This is a genomic window from Nocardia arthritidis, from assembly GCF_011801145.1.
Taxonomy (GTDB): Bacteria; Actinomycetota; Actinomycetes; order Mycobacteriales; family Mycobacteriaceae; genus Nocardia; species Nocardia arthritidis_A.
This window is the reverse complement of the sequence record NZ_CP046172.1, coordinates 9,720,346-9,737,383: the sequence shown is the minus strand read 5'-3', so window position 1 is coordinate 9,737,383 and position 17,038 is coordinate 9,720,346. Positions and strand designations below refer to the sequence as shown.

The 17,038-nt window shown below is 67.4% G+C and carries 14 protein-coding genes and 2 pseudogenes; 9 read left to right on the top strand and 7 right to left on the bottom strand.

Features of this window, described 5'->3' with window-relative positions; all coding sequences use genetic code 11:
• Positions 1 to 88 precede the first annotated feature (88 nt).
• Positions 89 to 619: a DinB family protein gene (locus F5544_RS44495; RefSeq protein ID WP_167478681.1), complete on the top strand. Its 531-nt coding sequence runs from the start codon at positions 89 to 91 to the stop codon at positions 617 to 619.
• Between the two features lie 57 nt (positions 620 to 676).
• Here F5544_RS44495 and F5544_RS44490 read toward each other — a convergent pair whose 3' ends face one another.
• Positions 677 to 1,402: a phosphohydrolase gene (locus tag F5544_RS44490; RefSeq protein ID WP_167479929.1), complete on the bottom strand. Its 726-nt coding sequence runs from the start codon at positions 1,400 to 1,402 to the stop codon at positions 677 to 679.
• A 130-nt stretch (positions 1,403 to 1,532) separates the two neighbouring features.
• Between F5544_RS44490 and F5544_RS44485 the strand changes: the two genes are divergently transcribed.
• A complete protein-coding gene (locus F5544_RS44485; protein WP_167478680.1) occupies positions 1,533 to 2,477 on the top strand; it encodes a GlxA family transcriptional regulator in 945 nt (314 codons plus the stop codon).
• A 332-nt stretch (positions 2,478 to 2,809) separates the two neighbouring features.
• Positions 2,810 to 3,031, top strand: a complete 222-nt coding sequence (locus F5544_RS44480; RefSeq protein ID WP_238846988.1) for a hypothetical protein — start codon at positions 2,810 to 2,812, stop codon at positions 3,029 to 3,031.
• On the opposite strand, the gene F5544_RS44475 is transcribed toward F5544_RS44480, so the two are convergent.
• Entirely contained in the window at positions 3,028 to 4,473 is a 1,446-nt protein-coding gene (locus F5544_RS44475) for an aldehyde dehydrogenase (RefSeq protein WP_167478679.1), read from the bottom strand. The genes F5544_RS44480 and F5544_RS44475 overlap by 4 nt on opposite strands.
• Before the next feature lie 210 nt (positions 4,474 to 4,683).
• Here F5544_RS44475 and F5544_RS44470 point away from each other — a divergent pair, with 210 nt between their 5' ends.
• The gene (locus F5544_RS44470; RefSeq protein WP_167478678.1) at positions 4,684 to 4,986 is read left to right on the top strand and encodes a hypothetical protein; all 303 of its coding nucleotides are present in this window, start codon (positions 4,684 to 4,686) and stop codon (positions 4,984 to 4,986) included.
• Between the two features lies 1 nt (position 4,987).
• Here F5544_RS44470 and F5544_RS44465 read toward each other — a convergent pair whose 3' ends face one another.
• Positions 4,988 to 5,773: a class I SAM-dependent methyltransferase gene (locus F5544_RS44465; RefSeq protein ID WP_167478677.1), complete on the bottom strand. Its 786-nt coding sequence runs from the start codon at positions 5,771 to 5,773 to the stop codon at positions 4,988 to 4,990.
• A gap of 178 nt (positions 5,774 to 5,951) precedes the next feature.
• Here F5544_RS44465 and F5544_RS44460 point away from each other — a divergent pair, with 178 nt between their 5' ends.
• Positions 5,952 to 7,118, top strand: a complete 1,167-nt coding sequence (locus F5544_RS44460) for a glycosyltransferase family 4 protein (RefSeq protein ID WP_167478676.1) — start codon at positions 5,952 to 5,954, stop codon at positions 7,116 to 7,118.
• Positions 7,119 to 7,476: 358 nt separating this feature from the next.
• On the opposite strand, the pseudogene F5544_RS46955 reads toward F5544_RS44460, so the two are convergent.
• Together F5544_RS46955 and F5544_RS44450 are read right to left on the bottom strand one after the other, a co-directional pair.
• Positions 7,477 to 9,135 (bottom strand): annotated as a pseudogene (locus F5544_RS46955) (hypothetical protein); the annotation flags it as partial.
• A 50-nt stretch (positions 9,136 to 9,185) separates the two neighbouring features.
• Complete coding sequence (locus F5544_RS44450; protein ID WP_167478675.1) at positions 9,186 to 9,341, bottom strand: hypothetical protein; 156 nt, start codon at positions 9,339 to 9,341, stop codon at positions 9,186 to 9,188.
• 1,434 nt (positions 9,342 to 10,775) lie between these two features.
• Here F5544_RS44450 and F5544_RS44440 point away from each other — a divergent pair.
• The 3 genes and pseudogenes from F5544_RS44440 to F5544_RS44430 all read left to right on the top strand — a co-directional run.
• Positions 10,776 to 11,399: pseudogene (locus F5544_RS44440) on the top strand (polysaccharide biosynthesis protein); the annotation flags it as partial.
• A 101-nt stretch (positions 11,400 to 11,500) separates the two neighbouring features.
• Positions 11,501 to 12,406, top strand: coding sequence for an ATP-binding cassette domain-containing protein (locus tag F5544_RS44435; RefSeq protein WP_167479927.1), 906 nt, complete (start codon positions 11,501 to 11,503; stop codon positions 12,404 to 12,406).
• The gene (locus F5544_RS44430; RefSeq protein ID WP_238846986.1) at positions 12,403 to 13,602 is read left to right on the top strand and encodes an ABC transporter permease; all 1,200 of its coding nucleotides are present in this window, start codon (positions 12,403 to 12,405) and stop codon (positions 13,600 to 13,602) included. The genes F5544_RS44435 and F5544_RS44430 overlap by 4 nt, the downstream gene beginning before the upstream one ends.
• Before the next feature lie 93 nt (positions 13,603 to 13,695).
• Here the strand turns inward: F5544_RS44430 and F5544_RS44425 are convergent, their stop codons facing one another.
• Entirely contained in the window at positions 13,696 to 14,841 is a 1,146-nt protein-coding gene (locus F5544_RS44425; RefSeq protein ID WP_167478674.1) for a DUF3068 domain-containing protein, read from the bottom strand.
• Between the two features lie 205 nt (positions 14,842 to 15,046).
• Here F5544_RS44425 and F5544_RS44420 point away from each other — a divergent pair, with 205 nt between their 5' ends.
• The gene (locus F5544_RS44420; RefSeq protein ID WP_174867529.1) at positions 15,047 to 16,288 is read left to right on the top strand and encodes an acyltransferase family protein; all 1,242 of its coding nucleotides are present in this window, start codon (positions 15,047 to 15,049) and stop codon (positions 16,286 to 16,288) included.
• Here the strand turns inward: F5544_RS44420 and F5544_RS44415 are convergent.
• Positions 16,265 to 17,008 carry a nucleotidyltransferase domain-containing protein gene (locus tag F5544_RS44415; RefSeq protein WP_167478673.1) on the bottom strand — a complete coding sequence of 248 codons (744 nt, stop codon included), beginning with the start codon at positions 17,006 to 17,008 and terminating at the stop codon, positions 16,265 to 16,267. The genes F5544_RS44420 and F5544_RS44415 overlap by 24 nt on opposite strands.
• Positions 17,009 to 17,038: the final 30 nt, after the last annotated feature.

Sequence of the window (17,038 nt, the reverse complement as noted above, 5' to 3'; positions counted from 1 at the left end):
GATAATTCGGCAATGCTGGCCAGTTGCCCAAATGGCTGTTCCGGTTGTCCGGATTCGCCGGTTTCCGGGTTTGGGCCATACTCACTGGATGGGTGAAGCCGAAGCGATACGCGCGGAGTCGGTAATCGACGCTCCGCCAAAGGTTCAGTTCGAGACCTTCATCGACCAGCATCGGGCGTACCTGAATGCCTGCCTGGACGGATTGACCGAGGAGCAGGCGCGACGGCGGCTGGTGTCCTCGAAGACGACCCTGCTCGGTTTGGTCAAGCATGTGACCTTCGCCGAGCAGGTGTGGTTCGACGAGGCGATCACCGGGCGGACGCGGGCCGAGATCGGAATTCCCGAGACCCCCGACGAAACGTTCGTGCTTACCGAGCAGGACACGATCGAGAGCGTGCGTGCGGCCCATCGGGCGGCCTGCGCGGCGTCGCGGCGGATGACGGCGAATCTGGGGATCGACGACATCGTGTCGGGTAACCGGCGCGGGCCGTTGCCGTTGCGCTGGGTGTACATGCATGTGCTGCGCGAGCTGGCGCAGCACTGCGGGCACGCGGACATTCTGCGCGAACAGATCCTGCATCCGATCGAATCCGTTTCCGCGCCGGACGATCTCGGGTGAGCCGGTGGATGAGCGCCGCGGATTCGGCGCTCATCCGTTGTGTGACAAGGTCTTCGGCTATTCCGCGAACGGCGCCAGCTGGATCAGCTGTTGGAATCCCACCGTACTCAACCATTTCGTGCGTCCGCCGGGGACCGCGGCTGATTCGGCCGCGACCGCGGCGCGCATGTGGCGCTTGAAATCGTGACGCGGATGCTGGCGCAGGAGTGCGGCCACCCAGTCGGGTGACATCTCGGCCAGGCCGGTGCCGAATACGTCCGTGCCCGCGCCCGCCGAGACGAAACCGAGGTCGCCCAGCTGTTGGGCGACACCGACCGTCAGGTGGGCGGCGATGCCCGCGCCGATCGTCGCGGCCTGCTCCGGGGTCGCGCCGTGCGCCTTGACGAAATCGACGGCGCGCTCCGCGCCGGTGACGGCGAAACACCTTCCGGGAGTTGGGTGTTCGAGCTTCAGGTCGTGTAACAGGCTGGCGACGTAGGCGAGTTCGTCATCGTAGGGCGCGCCGACGAATTCGTAGAGGGCGCGGCCGAAGAAATAGGTGCGGTACGAATGCTCCAGCACATGCGGGGTAAGGCATTCGCGCGCTTCGATCTCCGCGGCCTTGGCCAGTTTCGAATCGGGGACGTCACCGAGATCGCAGCGACCGTTGCCGCGGCGGCCCATGGCCAGCTTCACCCGTCCCGCGATCAGCTGCGGCGCCGCGGCGAGGAATAAGCCGAGCTGCTGACGTCGTTGGCTGCCCGACAGATTGCCGCCCGTGTCGATGGCCCAGTCCCAATCCATACCTGTTGGCGCGGTCACTTCCGAGTCTCCCTCTGTCGCAAAAGTTCGTGACCTCAGTGAACCGGTCGGTATGCGCGGAGACGAGTGGCGGAAATGCCACTAATGCTCGGGTTTCTGCCAGAATGGCGGCATGCGGAAGGTTGTCGCGCTGGCGTTGGACGGGCTCATCACATACGACCTGACCTGCGCGGTGCAGGCCTTCCGCTACTGCCCGGGCAAAGACGGTGCGCCCCTTGGGTTTCGGTTCGACACCTGCGGTGTGCGGCCCGGGCCGGTCGCGTCGCCGGACGGTTTCGAACTGCACGTCGAGCACGGGCTGGCGGCATTGGCGGACGCCGATATCGTCATCGTTCCGGGCCGCGCGCCCGGCCCGGTGCCAGACGCGGCGCTCGAAGCATTGCGGGCGGCCGCGGCGCGCGGCGCGACCATGGTGAGCATCTGTATCGGCGCTTATGTGCTCGCCGAGGCCGGGCTGCTGGACGGTAGGCCCGCCACCACCCACTGGGCCTTCTGCGACGACTTCGCCGCCCGGTATCCGGCGGTCCGCCTCGACCCCGGCGCGCTCTACGTCGACGACGGTGACGTCCTCACCTCGGCGGGCCTGTCCGCGGGCTGGGATCTGTGCCTGCACATCGTCCGTAAAGAGTTGGGCGCCGCGATCGCCGCCGAACTTGCCAGGTGGAACGTCCGCCCCCCGCATCGCGAGGGCGGTCAGGCGCAGTATCTACCGAATCCTAGGCAGCGCAACGATATTCACGACAGCCTGGCGCCGACGCTGGCCTGGGCGGCCGCCGATCCCGCCGTCGAACTCGCGGTGCCCGATCTCGCACGGCATGCGCTGATGAGCGAGCGCACCTTCATCAGGAAGTTCAAGGCGGAGGTCGGCACAACGCCGCGCCGCTGGCTCGACGCGCAGCGTGCGGCGCGCGCCCGCGAACTGTTGGAAACCACCGACCTGCCGGTGGAAGTTGTTGCGGCACAGGCGGGTTTCGGCAGCGTCACGGCGCTGCGCGCACATCTGCGCGCCGCGACCGGCGCCACCCCGGCGGGCTATCGCCGCTCTCGCCGCCGCTGATGTCATTCCCCAGTTGCGAGAGATTTCGCCATCCCCAGTCCGCGGCGCCGCGGAGCTGGCAAAGTCGAAGGAACCGCGATCGATACGGCGTCGGCAGACGCTGCTGAGTAGTTGCGGGCATGGGTTTGCACGGCCATCGAAAGGGGTAGATGCCCGGTGTGCGAGGTTTGCCCAGCGGTGCCCTATGCTGTGCTGTGTTCTCAGTCTCATGACCGCCCAGTCCGATTGCTAATCAATAACTGATCGACTGAACTACTTCCCTATCGACTCGTGGCTCCGCCGGTGCGGCCGGCGGCAAACGATGAGATCGACGCGCGAGAGGTGGTTGAAGCATGACCGATCTCGATACTGGAGCCGCCATGCCGTTCCGAGTGCCGGCGGTGCCATTGGTGGCCGGACTCGAGCTGGCCACCGCGAGCACACCACTGCGTCGCGCCGCGGGCCGCCTACAGGCCGTGCTGCCTCCCGGCTGGCGCGTCGAGGTGGTCGACGCGCCCGAGCGTCCCGGGCGCGAACGCGAATCGATCCTCCGCGTGGTGATGCCGGAGAATTAGCCGGTCCACCCCATCGGCATGAGCAGGGATTTCTGCTCGCAGAAGGCGTCGAGACCCTCCGGGCCGTTCTCCCGGCCGAGCCCGGAGCTCTTGTATCCGCCGAACGGTGACGACGGGTCGAACGCGTACCAGTTGATCGCGTAGGTGCCGGTGCGCACCCTGGCCGCGATCTCGGCGCCGTGCTCGATGTCCTGCGTCCACACCGAACCGGCGAGACCGTAGACCGAATCGTTGGCGATGGCCACGGCCTCGTCCTCGGTCTCGTACGGGATCACCGAGAGCACCGGCCCGAAGATCTCCTCCTGCGCGATGGTGGAGCCGTTGTCCACATCGGCGAAGATGGTCGGCTCGACGAACCAGCCGCGGTCGATGCCCGCGGGCCGCCCGCCGCCGAGCACCAGCCGCGCGCCATCCGCCTTGCCCTTCGCGATGTAACCCTCGACGCGGTCGCGCTGACGTTCCGAAATCAACGGTCCCAGTTGCACATTCGGATCGCTCGGATCGCCGACCCGCATCGTCTTCACGTATTCGACCAGTGCGTCGAGGATTTCGTCGTACCGGCTGCGCGGGGCCAGAATTCGGGTCTGTGCGACGCAGCCCTGGCCGCTGTTCATCAAACCGGAGAAGGCGAGCACGGGGATGCTCGCGGCAAGATCCATGTCGGGCAACAGGATTGCGGCCGATTTGCCGCCCAGCTCCAGCGAGACCCGCTTGAGTTGCTCGGTCGCTATCGCGCCGATCCTGCGGCCGACGGCGGTGCTGCCGGTGAAGGTGAGCTTGTCGACACCGGGATGGCGCACCAGGTACTCGGCCACCTCCGCCTCGGCGGGCAGCACCGAAAGCACGCCCTCCGGCAGTCCGGCCTCGGTGAAGATATCGGCGACGATGTTGGCGGACAACGGCGTCAGCGGTGCGGGCTTGAGCACAACGGTGCAGCCCGCGAGCAGTGCGGGCGCGAGTTTGTTGGCCGCGAGGAACAGCGGAACGTTCCACGCGGTGATGGCGGCGACCACACCGAGCGGTTCACGCGACACCCGCGAGGTGCCGAACAGACCCGTGCGAGTTTCCTTCCAGGGGAACGACTTCGCCAGGCCGGCATAGGTGTCGAGCGCGGCGACGGCCGGAATCTGGTTGAGCGTCAAGCCGATTGTCGCCGTCGCGCCCATCTCCGCGGTGAGCGCACCGAGCAAATCCGCGGAACGCTGCTCGATGAGCCGGGCGGCGCGCGACAATACTTCGGCGCGCTCCTCCGGCGGAGTCGACGGCCACGGCCCGGAATCGAAGGCCCGCCGGGCGGCGGCAACCGCGGCGTCGACGTCGGCGCGTTCGACGACCGGGACGCTGCCCACCGGCTCGACCGTGGCGGGCGAGACGACCTGGAGTCGCTCGGAACTGGTCGGCGCCGTCCACCGGCCGCCGATGAACAAGCTGTCGTAATGCATGAGAACACGTTACAGTTTTGTGGCGCGGCTGTCTGTAACCCGTTTCAGTTTTCTTTCGGCGCACCCGTCTGAGCTGCGTGAATTCCAACCTGTCGGTTCGCTTTTCGTAGAACGCACTATTGCGTTCTGTTGCTGAGTGGAGGATGCTTTAGCTACTTATCAGCTCGCTCGATTCACGAACCGATACCCGCAATTGGGGAGATCCGAGTCATGGCGGTGCAAGTTGTCGGCAGGTCGCTGATGACCAGCGATCAGACCGAGCATCAGGCGAAGAGTGTCGGCGGCGGCGGTTGGGTTGTCTCCTTCCTGCCGGGCCGCACCCTGACGATCGAGCAGGCGACGGCGGCCATGCAGGCCGCGGAAGCCGTTGCTGTAGTTGGCATGCTGGCCGATCAGGTCGGGCTCACCACGCTGGAAACCGTCGGGCTGGCCATTCAGGAATCGCCGTGGGGCGAACCGGTGCGCGAGATTTGCGGTCGCAGGCACTGGCGGCGCGGCCGGCTCGAGCAGTAGCTCAAACCTTGGTCGCCACCACCACCAGATTGCTCACCAGGAATTCGCGGAGCAGCGGCATCCGGACCAGCCACCAGGCCCAGCGCGGGTGGTAGCGCGGGAATACCGCCAGCACCTCCGCGGAAGTCGTTGCCGCCCAGCGCAATCCGTCCGACGCGCGCACGGCGAACAGTGATTCGCCGAAGCGATTCTTCGGTTCCCTGCCATATTTGCGCCGATACCGCCGGGCCGCGTACTCGCCGCCGAGGTAATGCCACGGACCGGTTTCGTGCCCGCCGAACGGTCCGAGCCACACCGTGTACGAGAGCACGATCAGCCCGCCGGGCCGGGTCACCCGCACCATCTCCTCGGCCATCAGCCACGGTTGCGGCACATGTTCGGCGACGTTCGAGGAAAAACAGATATCGACGGCATTGTCCCGGAAGGGCAGCGCCATTCCCGAGCCGCGCACCGCACCCGACACAGACAGTCCCGCCGCATGCAGTTCCGACGGATCGGGTTCCACCGGGATATACCGCGCGCCCGCCGCGCCGAACTCGTCCGCGAAATAGCCGGGGCCGCCGCCGACATCGAGCACGGTGGCGCCGCAGAGCGTGCGGCCGGTGAGATCGGCGTAGTAATCGGCGATCAATTCGGCGCTGTCGGTGGCGATACCGCCGTAGAAGTGGGCCGGATCGGTCTGCTCGAATTTGAAGCTGGCGAGCAGGCGTAACGAGCGACGCAGCGTGGCCCGGCGCGCGAAGCTCGGGACGGCGCGATCGGGTGACGACGTTTTCGCTCGAAGCACGGCGCCGAGTGTCGCACAGCGTGTCGCGGTGCATCCGGCTCAGGTGGACACTATCGCGATGGTCCAGTCGGGTTTCCGCGGTCCGGACCCCGGGATTGTCCGTGTGGGCCGGGCCGATCGATAGACGGTCGGGTTATGGTGAGGCGCTACATCCGTCTCCGACCGAGAGAGCTCCACCGTGCGCGAAGTCCTCCTGCTCTGCTGGCGTGACACCGGGCACCCACAGGGCGGCGGCAGCGAACGGTACCTCGAGCAGGTAGGGGCCCGGCTGTCCGCGCGCGGGGTCAAGGTCACGCTGCGCACCGCCCGCTATCCCGGCGCGCCGCGGCGCGAGCGGATCGACGGCATCGAGATCAGCCGCGGCGGCGGGCGCTACACCGTCTACCCGCGCGCACTCGCCGCCATCCTGTTCGGCAGGCTCGGTCTCGGTCCGCTGCGCGGCCTGCGACCCGACGCGGTGATCGACACCCAGAACGGAATCCCGTTCTTCGCCACGGCTGCGACCGGTGCGCCATCGGTGGTCCTGGTGCATCACGGACATCGGGAGCAATGGCCGGTGGCCGGCCGGCTGGTCGGCCGGATCGGCTGGTGGATCGAATCACGGCTGTCCCCGCGGGTGCACCGGCGCAATCAATACCTCACCGTTTCGCTGCCCTCGGCCGAGGAACTGGCCACCCTCGGCGTCGACCGAGCACGAATCGCGGTGGTGCGCAACGGCGCCGAACCGGTACCCGCTGACGCGCCGACCGGCGCCGCCGAAACCCGTTCCGCGCGACCGCGCGTCGTCGTGCTCTCCCGGCTGGTGCCACACAAGCAGATCGAGGACGCGCTGGCCGCGGTGGCTCGGCTGCGGACCCGGATTCCCGATCTGCACCTGGACGTTGTCGGCGGCGGCTGGTGGGCCGACAATCTCGCCGCCGACGCCGCCGCACTCGGCATCGCCGACGCCGTCACCTTCCACGGCCACGTCGACGAGCGCCGCAAACACGAATTGCTTTCCCGCGCATGGGTGCACGTGCTGCCCTCGCGCAAGGAGGGCTGGGGGCTCGCCGTCATCGAGGCGGCACAGCACGGCGTGCCGACCATCGGCTACCGCGCCTCCCGCGGGCTCACCGACTCCGTCGTCGACGGCGTCACCGGAATCCTGGTCGACGACATCGCACAATTGACCGACGCGGTCGGCGAACTGCTCGACGACCCCGCGACCCGCACCGTCATGGGCGAGAAGGCCCGCGCCCGCGCCCGCGAATTCTCTTGGGAGCAAACGGGAAACGGAGTGTACGAGGTGCTCGCCGCGGCGGCGCGGGGGGAGTATCGGTCGGGGCTGATTCCGCCCGCACCTTAGGTATCGCCGACAATAGCCCGGCGGCAAGCAATGCGGCCCAAAGAATGTGTGCCGCATAGGCGAGTGCGCGTTGGAATGCCGACGCATGTTGGCGATCTACGGCGCCCGGGACTCGGTACAGCGTGAGGTTGTGGCCGGAGTAAACCGAATTCAATTGGGCGACAGTATTTTTCGAATCGCCCAGGGGGCCGGGGGTGTGCTGTTCCACAAGTACCCAGCCGACACCGAGCGCGGCCAGCTCCCGAGCCGAACCGCCGTGCAGAAGTAGAGATTCCACGGCCCGGGCCCGGGCGCCCTCGCCAGCGACGGTGTGATCGCGCACCGGGAGCTCACCGGTCTGCAACACGTCCTTCGGCAGCATCCGGGGTGCCGGATCCAGCACCGGGGCAGTGCCGGTGTACGGGAATTTCCGGAACATTCCGCCGGGTAGTACCGCGATATCGCCTGGGCCGTCCAGCTTTCCGGCGACCTGGGCCCAGTCGGCGGGATAGCGCACCGGTTCGATCGCGCCGTGCACGCCCCAAGCAAGATCCGGCAAGGGGAGGATAAGCAGGGCTGCGAACAGCACCGCCGTTGTGAATCTTACGAGAGTGGTCGTCGAATTTGCCGGAAGGGCAGACGAATTCGCGACGGTGGACGGCCTTGTAGAGGAGGTCGGCAAGGCCGCAGCGGCGATGGGTGGGTCTGCGGACGGATCCTCAGAGATGGTGGTGGGCGAGTTCGCGGTGACGTCAGACCGATCCGGGAGGTCGGGTGTTTCGTCGAATCGATGGTCGCGTTGCGAGAGGCGCTGGGCGAGTGCGTGGGATCCGGCGGCGGCGCAGAGCGCGTATGCGGGCATCGCCAGCGCGACGTACTTTTGGGTGTCGCGCAGTAGGCCGGTGCCGGGCACGTTGGCGACAAGCCATTCCAAGAGCTCTCGGCCGATGGGGGTGGCGCCCAAGGCCGGGAACAGCACCGCGAATATCGCCAGTACCAATAGGATTCGGCGGACACGCAGCCGAGTCGTCGACGCGTTACCGGCACCGTCGATATCGGTGGCGACGGCGCGGACCCCGGATGCGACGACGGCGAGCAGCGCGGCGGTGCCGATCAGCGCGAAAAGGGTGGTGCGCGAACCGGGTACGGCGTCGGCGTTCCATATTCCACCCAGCCCGGCGACGCTGCCGATGGTGCCGAGGCCGGGTTCGGCGCGGGCCGCGAAGGCCGCGATGCCCGCCGGATCCGATGGCTCGGTTCCGGCGCCGGACAGCGCCGTCGCCATCAGCCACGGTGCCGAGGCGATGGCCGAGAGCGCAAGCGCCGCACCGATATTCCGCAGTCCGACCACGAGCACGGCGGTGGCCCCGGCCAATAGCGCTCCGGTCGGGGTCAGCCCGGCCGCCGCGAAACAGCCGCCCAGCGCGAGCCAATCGCGGATATCGCGCGGCCCGCGCCGAATTCGGTACGCGGCCAAGGCGGTCCACGGGAGTGCGGCATAGCCGGTGAGCAGGCTCCAATGTCCTTGGAGCAGGCGCTCGGCCACATAGGGATTCCAGATGGCGACCGTCGTGGCCACCAACTGCGCGGCGACCGGAAGCCGCAGCAGCTCGCGCGCGAGCGCCGCCGCACCGCATCCGGCCGCGCACAACGCGACGATCAGGATCGCTTTGACGACGATCCCACCGTCGACGATGGACGACAGCGCGGCCAGCGCCGCATCCTGTGGCACCGCCCGCGGCGCCGCATCGCCGAGGCCGAGCGCGGAATCGGTCGGATACGACCGCGGCGTGCTCACCGCATCGCGCAACAGCAGATGGCCCGGCCGCAGCAGCGGTCCGAGGATGAGCAGGGCCAGCGCGGCGCTGTATCCGGCGGGCAGCCACCGCGTCAACCGGTCTCGCCATCCAAGGCCGTCACTCACGTTTGAGCACCCTACGTTCCGGGCGGCGGCGACCGGCGATCCGGCACTGGTCGAGACTCTGTCCGAGCTGTCGGCGGGTATCTTCACCGCCACCGCCACCGCCACGGTCGCCATCGTGGAGGCCACGGCCACGGCCGCCGCCTACCTGGCGATCTCGGTGCCCGTCATCGGGGAGGGCTCGCCGCTTCGGCATGGGTCCGCGGACCGCGGGCGTCGTATTTCGCGGTCGCCGCACTCGGGCTCATCGCGTTGGTCGCGGGAGCGGGCCGGGGCATGACGTTCAGCGCCGGTGTGCGCGCCGTCGCCGCGGTCGCGCCCACCGTTCGGAGGTCACCTTCGTGCTCTTCGTGGTGGCTTACCTGGCGATCTCGGTGCCCGTCATCGGGGAGGGCTCGCCGCTTCGGCATGGGTCCGCAGACTGTGGGCGTCGTATTCGCGGTCGCCACACTCGGGCTCATCGCGCTGGTCGCAACCGCCATCGTCGGTCCCCGCGAGCGGGAACGGGTGTGGCCCGGGTAGCGCGTGTTCGGCCACCGGTCGTCGTGATGCGGATCGGATGGGGGACGATGGCTGGCGTGTCCGCTGTCCGTCGTCGCCCCGTTGTCGCGGATCTGACGTTGGTGACCGGTGGGGCGATGGTTGCCAATGCGGCGGGGTATCTGCTGCAGCTGCTGGCCGGGCGCTGGCTGGGGGTCGCCGGGTACAGCGGATTCGCGAGTCTGCTCGCGGTGCAGTTGCTGTGCGCGGTGCCCGCGCTGGCCCTGCAGAACGTGGTGGCCAGGGAGCTGGTGCGCGGCGTCGGTGTCGGTGCGCTGCGTGGGTTGCAGTGGCGGTGTGCGGTGATCGTCGCCGCGGTGGCGGCGATGCTGGTCGCGCCGGTGACCATGCTGCTGAATGTCGGTGTCGGCGCGAGTGCGGCGGCCCTCGGCGCGGCGCCGGTGCTGGTCCTGCTATCCGGCGAAGAGGGAATTCTTCAGGGCAGCAACAGATTTCGTGCGTTGGCCGTGGTGCTCGGTGCAGCCGGGATCGCCCGGGTCGCGCCTGCGGTGGTCGTGCTCGCACTCGGGGGCGGTGCGGCCGCGGCGTTGACCGCGGCGGCCGTCGGTATCGCCGGGGCGGCGGTGCTGGCCAGGGTGGTCACCGATGGTGCGCCGACCCGGTGGCACGCTAAATCCGATAGGTCTTTCGCCGAGTTCGGCGCAGTCGAATCGGATCCAGCGGCAGCGGGTGGGTCGGTGGTTGCGGACCGCGGCGAGCCCAGCGGATTCGCTGCCGAGTTCGGTGCAGTCGAATCGGATCCAGCGGCAGCGGGTAGGTCGGTGGTTCCGGTCTTCGGCGAGTCCGGTGGGTGCGCTGTCGATTTCGATGAAGCCGAACGGGATGGCTGCCCGGCGACGGCGGGTGGTCCGGTGGTTCCGGTCTGCGGCGAGTCCGGTGGGTGCGCTGTCGATTTCGGCGAAGCCGAACGGGATGGCTGCCCGGCGACGGCGGGTGGGTCGGTGGTAGCGGCCCGTGGCGAGTCCGGTGGGTGCGCTGCCGATTTCGACGAAGCCGAACGGGATGGCTGCCCGGCGACGGCGGGTGGGTCGGTGGTTCCGGACCGCGGCGAGTCCAGTGGATTCGCTGCCGATTTCGACGAAGCCGAACGGGAGACTTCGCGACCAGCCGCGTACGGCCGGTACCGCGACGATTCGGGCACCGCAGAGGACCGTGGCGCCAAACCGAAGTCCTTGTCGCAGAAGGTGGTTCGAAGCATCGGTGTGCTGCCCGTACTGCGGGCCGCGCAGGTGCAGGCGGCGTTGATGGCGCTGTCATCCGCCGATCTGATCGTCGTGCGGATGGTGCTGGGCGAGGCCGATGCCAGCCGGTACGCGCTCGGCGCGATCGCGGCGAAGATCGCGTTCTGGCTGCCGCAGGCGGTCGGGGTCGTGCTCTATCCCCGGATGGCGCAGCCCGCGCATTCGGCGCGGGCCGTCCGCGACGCGCTGGCGGTGCTGTCCGGCATCGGCATGGTCGCGGTGCTCGGTGCCGCCGTCGCCGCACCGCTCGCGCCCCTGTTCGCCGGGCGAGATTACGCGCCGATCGAGGGCCTGCTGTGGTTGTTCGCGTCGCAGGGCGCGCTGCTCGCGGTGCTGCAGGGCGCGCTGCTCTCCGCCATCGCGGGCGACCGGACCTCGCTCGCCATGCTCACCTGGCTGGGGCTCGCGGTCGAGGTGATCGTGATCCGCACCGCGGTCGACTCGGTGTCCGGGGCCATCGTCGCCGCCGTCGGCGTCGCGGCGGTGACCACCGTGCTCGTCGCCGCGACGGTGTCGCGCACCGCCGACCGGGGCGCGGTGAAATCCGTTGCCGCCGAGGACGACCTGTCCCGGCCGTAGATCCCGCGATCGGGGGAGCGCGAATTCCCACTCGCGGTTGCACAGGTGACCTCTGATTTCCGGATAGATTGGCCGAGTTGCCGAGTAGTGGGGAGGTGGTTGTGGTGCTCGAGGTGGATGGACTGGATAAGCGGTTCGGCGCGATCACCGCGCTGGACGGATTGGGCTTCACGGTCGGGCCCGGCGAGATCTTCGGATTCGTCGGCAGTAACGGTGCCGGCAAGTCGACGACGATGCGGATCATCCTCGGCGTGCTGGCCGCCGATGCGGGCACGGTCCGATTCGACGGTGCGCCGGTCGATTTCGCGATGCGTCAGCGTTTCGGCTACATGCCGGAGGAACGCGGGCTCTATCCGAAGATGCGAGTGGGTGAACAGCTGATCTATCTCGCCGAACTGCACGGCCTGAGCCGCGCCGACGCGACGCGGGCGATGCAACACTGGACCGAGCGGCTCGGCATCGCCGAGAAACGCAAGCAGTACCTGCAGGAATTGAGCCTCGGCAATCAGCAGCGGGTGCAGTTGACGGCCGCGCTGGTGCACCGACCCACCCTGCTGGTGCTGGACGAGCCCTTCTCCGGGCTGGATCCGGTGGCGGTCGACGTGATGAGCGAGGTCCTGCGCGAGCAGGCCGATTCCGGTGTGCCCGTGATGTTTTCGAGTCATCAGCTGGAGCTGGTGGAGCGGCTGTGCGACCGGGTCGGCATTATCGTCTCGGGAAGGATGCGGGCCGTCGGCGCCGTCGACGAGCTGCGGTCGCGCGGTGAACGCAGGCTCGCGGTATCGGTCGAATCGGATTCGCCATGGGCCGAAGGGATTCCGGGTGTCCGGGTGCTGGCACACACTGCCGAACGCAATGGTGCGGGCCCGCGCACGGTGCTCGAACTCGACGACGGTGTCGACGACCAAGTTGTGCTGCGCCAAGCCCTTTCGGCCGGGCCGGTGCACCACTTCGCCTCGTACCGCCCGTCGCTGACCGAACTGTATCGAGAGGTGGTCGCCTCGTGAAACTTCCCGATAGGCAGTATCTGCGGTCCGTCGGTCTGGTGGTGCGGCGGGAGTTCCTGGCACAGGTGCGGACCAAGGCGTACCGGATCGGCATCCTGATCACGGCGACGGGCATCATCGCCGCGACGGTGATCTATTCGTTCGTGCACACCGACGGCCCGAAGACGGAAACCATCGCGCTGGCCGGTGCGCAGCCCGCGGTGGCCACACAGCTGCCGGTGACCGGAAAGGCCGCGGGATTCGACATCGACGTCCACGCCGATCTATCGGATGAGCAAGCACGCCAACAGGTTTCGGATGGTTCGGCGGACGTGGCGCTGCTCGGGTCCGCTGCGGGCGGCTATACCGCCGTGGTGTCGAAATCACTGGATCCGACACTGGCGGCGGTGCTTTCGAGTGCGGTGCGCGCCGCCGCGCTCGATCAGGCGTTGAGCGCGGGCGATATCGACAAATCGGCGGTGCTCGGCGCGGTGACGAAGGCGACGGTCACCGTGCAGGCGCAGCAGCCGCCGGATCCGCATCGTGACGAGCGGATCCGGATGTCGTGGGTGGTGCTGATCCTGCTGGTGATGTCGGTGATCAGCTTCGGTGTGTACGTCGCGATGGGCGTTGTGGAGGAAAAGTCCAGCCGGGTTGTGGAATTGCTGTTGTCCACTGTGCGTCCGCTGCAATTGCTGTGGGGAAAGGTGCTCGGCATCGGTGCGGCGGCGCTGGTGCAGGTGGTGTTCATCGGCGCGGTTGCCGCCGTCGCAGGCAGTTCCGCCGGGTTGATCACGTTCTCCGCCACCGCGATCGGCGCGCTCGTCGCGGCGCTGGCCTGGTTCGTACTCGGCTATCTGCTGTTCTCCATGCTGTACGCGGCGGCGGGTTCGCTGGTGTCGCGCCAGGAGGAGGTGCAGGGTGCGACGGCGCCGCTGCTGCTGGTCATCATGGCCTCCTACGTCATCGGCATCACGACGATCTCGAATCCGGACAGTACCCTCGGCGCGGTGCTGACCTGGATTCCACCGTTTTCGGCCTATATCGTGCCGATCCGGATCGCCGCGGGGGTGGCGCGGCCGGTGGAAATCGTTGGTTCGCTGGTGCTGATGGTGCTGGCCTGTGGATTGGTCGCCGCGATCGCGGCGCGGATCTATGCGCGCAGCATTTTGCACACCGGCGCGCGGATCACCTGGCGGCAGGCCTTGCGTCGATGAATTATCCACAGCGGCACCGAAATTCGGTTGCGCACAGCCGGAAATAATTGTGGATAAAACGAAAATCGGCCCCCAACCTGGGGGCCGATTTCGTTACGGGCGCTTGTTGATATTTATCTGCTCGGTCGGCGGATCGTAGGAATCCTGTGGACCGGGCGCGGGTTTCGGCGCCGGGCCGCCGGTGCGCCGCTGCCGGGGAGCCGGGCCCGCGGCCGGCGCCGCACCGCCGCGGATACCGAAGATGATGCCGGCGATCAACAGGATCGCGCCGACGACGCCGAGCACGATCGGCAGGATCCGGCCGTACAGCGAGAGCTTGTCCATATTCTCCTTGGCCACCGAAATCTGCGATTCGATGGTGTTCTCGTCGAACACCAGATGCGATTTCAGCGCCGTGACCTCCGGCTTGTCACCGTTGCGCGCGTAGAACAGGTGGATCTGCTCGGCGCCCTTGATGACGGTGCCGGTCTCCGGCTCGATCCACACGTCACGGGTGTTGGTGTAGAAGCGGTACATCGTGATGTCGCCGTCGCCCTCGACACCCCACTTCTTCGCCGGGAACGTCAGCTTGCTGGTGGGCGTCGGGTAGACGTCGTTCAGATTGGTCACCGGGATGGTCTGCTGGAAGTGATAGACCTTCAGGTTGTTGATCTCGGTCTCTTCGATGTACTTGATATCGAAGGTCTTTCGCGCGTTGAGATCGAAGTACGGGTAGGTCTTCTTCTCGGTGCCGATCGGGAACCGGTACTGCAGACCGGTGTGCTGCACCGGCTCCAGCACGCTGTCCAGGTTCTTGTCGACGCTCACCGCGATCGCGCCGTTCGGGTCCTTGTCCACCGGCATACCGTTCTTGCGGTCGATGGTCACCCGGTCGATGGTGGCGGTGAGTAGGCCGGTGTCGCCCTGCTTATCGATGCGGCGCAGCGTCTGACCCGCCTGCACGGTCATCTCGTTCGCATCGGAGGGCTTTTCGACGGTGAGGAAGCGCTGCGAGACGAGGGGGACATTGGTGTCCACCTTCGCCGAGCCATCCGGCGACGTCAGCGATTTCGAGTCCAGCACCATGGACTCTTCGCCGCTCTGGTTGGTCGCGATGGTGGTGATTTCGAGGTTGAGGGGCGTCTTGGCCAGTTCGCCGAGGGCGTAGGTCGGGATCATCACCGTCGCCGCGAGAAACAACGCGCCAAATCCCACGAGCAGGCAGGCGACCGTCCTTCTGGTACCGGCACTCAGTGCCATGCAAACTCTCCTCGTCGTCGAACACACGTCGATCCGGCAAGTACTGCGGGCGCGCCGCGGCACTCGTGAGCCCCGACACTAACAGTCCGTTGTCGTACCATGCGGTGCCGAGGCCGGATTCGGCGCAGAAAACGCCCGCAGTCTAACCCGGGATGTGAAAAGCCGGTTTCTCGACAATCCGGGCCGTCGAGCAGACTGGAGCCCAATGAATACAGCATCACGTGGGCCAGCTGCTGCCCGATCGGCCGGGTCGCGCGGTTTCGTGCCCGCGCTGGAGGGGATGCGCGGGATGGCGGCTCTCGGTGTGCTGCTCACCCATGTCGCATTTCAGACGGGTGCGGCGAATATGCCTGTCATCGGCCGGATCTGGGGCCGGTTCGATATGGCGGTCGCGGTGTTCTTCGGGCTTTCCGGATTCCTGCTGTGGCGCCCGCATGCCGCCGCCGCGCGCGGCACCGGGCGGGCGCCGTCGGTCGGCTATTACCTCCGGCATCGCGCGGCACGCATTTTGCCTGCGTATTGGGTTGTGGTGGTTGCGGTTCTGGTATTGCTGCCGAATGCGGCCGGTACCGCCGGGCTGCGGGTGTGGCTGGCGAATCTGGCGTTGGTCCAGGTTTTCGTGCCGCTGACCTTGACCGATGGGTTGACTCAGATGTGGAGTCTTTCGGTCGAGGTGGCGTTCTATCTGGCGCTGCCGGTGCTCGCCTGGGCGCTGGTCCGGCTGCGCGGCAGGGCCGTTCGGTGGCGCGCACCCGCGGTGCTGGTGTTGGGACTGGTATGCCTCGGCTGGAATTTCGTCCCGGTGCCGACACCCGATGCGATCCATTCCGACAATTGGCTGCCCGGATATCTGCCGTGGTTCGCGGCGGGCATGCTGTTGGCGGAATTGGTCGATAATGCACATCTGCTATCGAAGTGGCGGCGGATGTTAGGGAATCAGCCGCTGCTGTGGAGTATCGCGGCGGCCGCCTTTCTGCTGTCCGCGACCGATCTCGCCGGACCGATGGGGCTGGCCCGTGCCCAGCCGTGGCAGTACGCCGCGAAAATGGGTTTCGGCGCGATCATCGGATTCTGTCTGCTCGCACCGCTGATCCTGAACGACCGCCCGCACCGCTGGCTGGAATCCCGGGTCGCCGCGACCGTCGGCCGCTGGTCCTACGGCATCTTCATCTGGCATCTCGCCGTACTCGGCATTATCTTTCCGGTCTTCGGCATCCTGCCGTTCCATGGCAACTTCCGCTACGTCCTCGTGCTCACCATCGCCATCACGCTGCCCATCGCGGCCGCGAGCTACGCCCTGATCGAGGAACCGGCCCGCCGATTCGCCCGCCGCTGGGATGGGTCTCGGCCGCCGATCGCCGAAAAGCGTTCGGCGAGTGATGCTTCCAGGGACGAGCCGGTTCTCTCGGCAGCCGCCGAGGGATCAGCCGACCGTCAATTCCCGTAGCGTCGGCCGGAGGCGTTGGGCGCGTTCGCGATCCACCGCATCGGTCTCGTGCAACAGCGCCTCGATCGTGGCCCGCAAAGCGCTCCGTAGATGTTCGACGCCGACGCCGGACACCAGCGTATCGGCGAAGAGCGCATGAACCTCGGCGGGCAGATCGTCATAGCCGCGCCCTTGCACCGCCACCAAGCCGTGGCGCAGGCAGGCCAGGTTCAGCGCCTGTTCACGCAGACCATCGATCAGATACTGCGCCTGCCAAACCCGGCCGCGGGCGATCGCCGATCTGGCATGCAGCGCATAGAGCCAACCGACGCCGATCGCGGTACTCGTATCCGGTGCGGCGGCCTGCGGCCGGGTATTCGCGCTGCCGAACAGCAGCCGGAAATTGGGGCCGATCGCCCCGAACTCCGTCGCGGACCAGAAGGCTATATCGACCTGCAACGTGTCGGCGCACAGAAATACTCGAAACCTGGTGCGGCGCAGATAGATATCGACGTGGTCGAGCGCCTCGTGCGCCCGGTACATCCGGTCGGTCCAGTCCGCGACCACCTCCTGTTCGGCCACGTCGTCGGCCAGCCGCAGCGCCAGATCGATATCCGACCAGCGATCGGTCCGGTCGATCGCGCCGGATCCGGTGAGCGCTGCCGCGGTGATGCGTTGATCCGCCCGCGCCGCTGCCACCAACTCGTCACGTAACTGGTCGCGCCGTTGTTCGCTGAACATCCGGCCAGCATGTCGATTCGGGTGATGGTG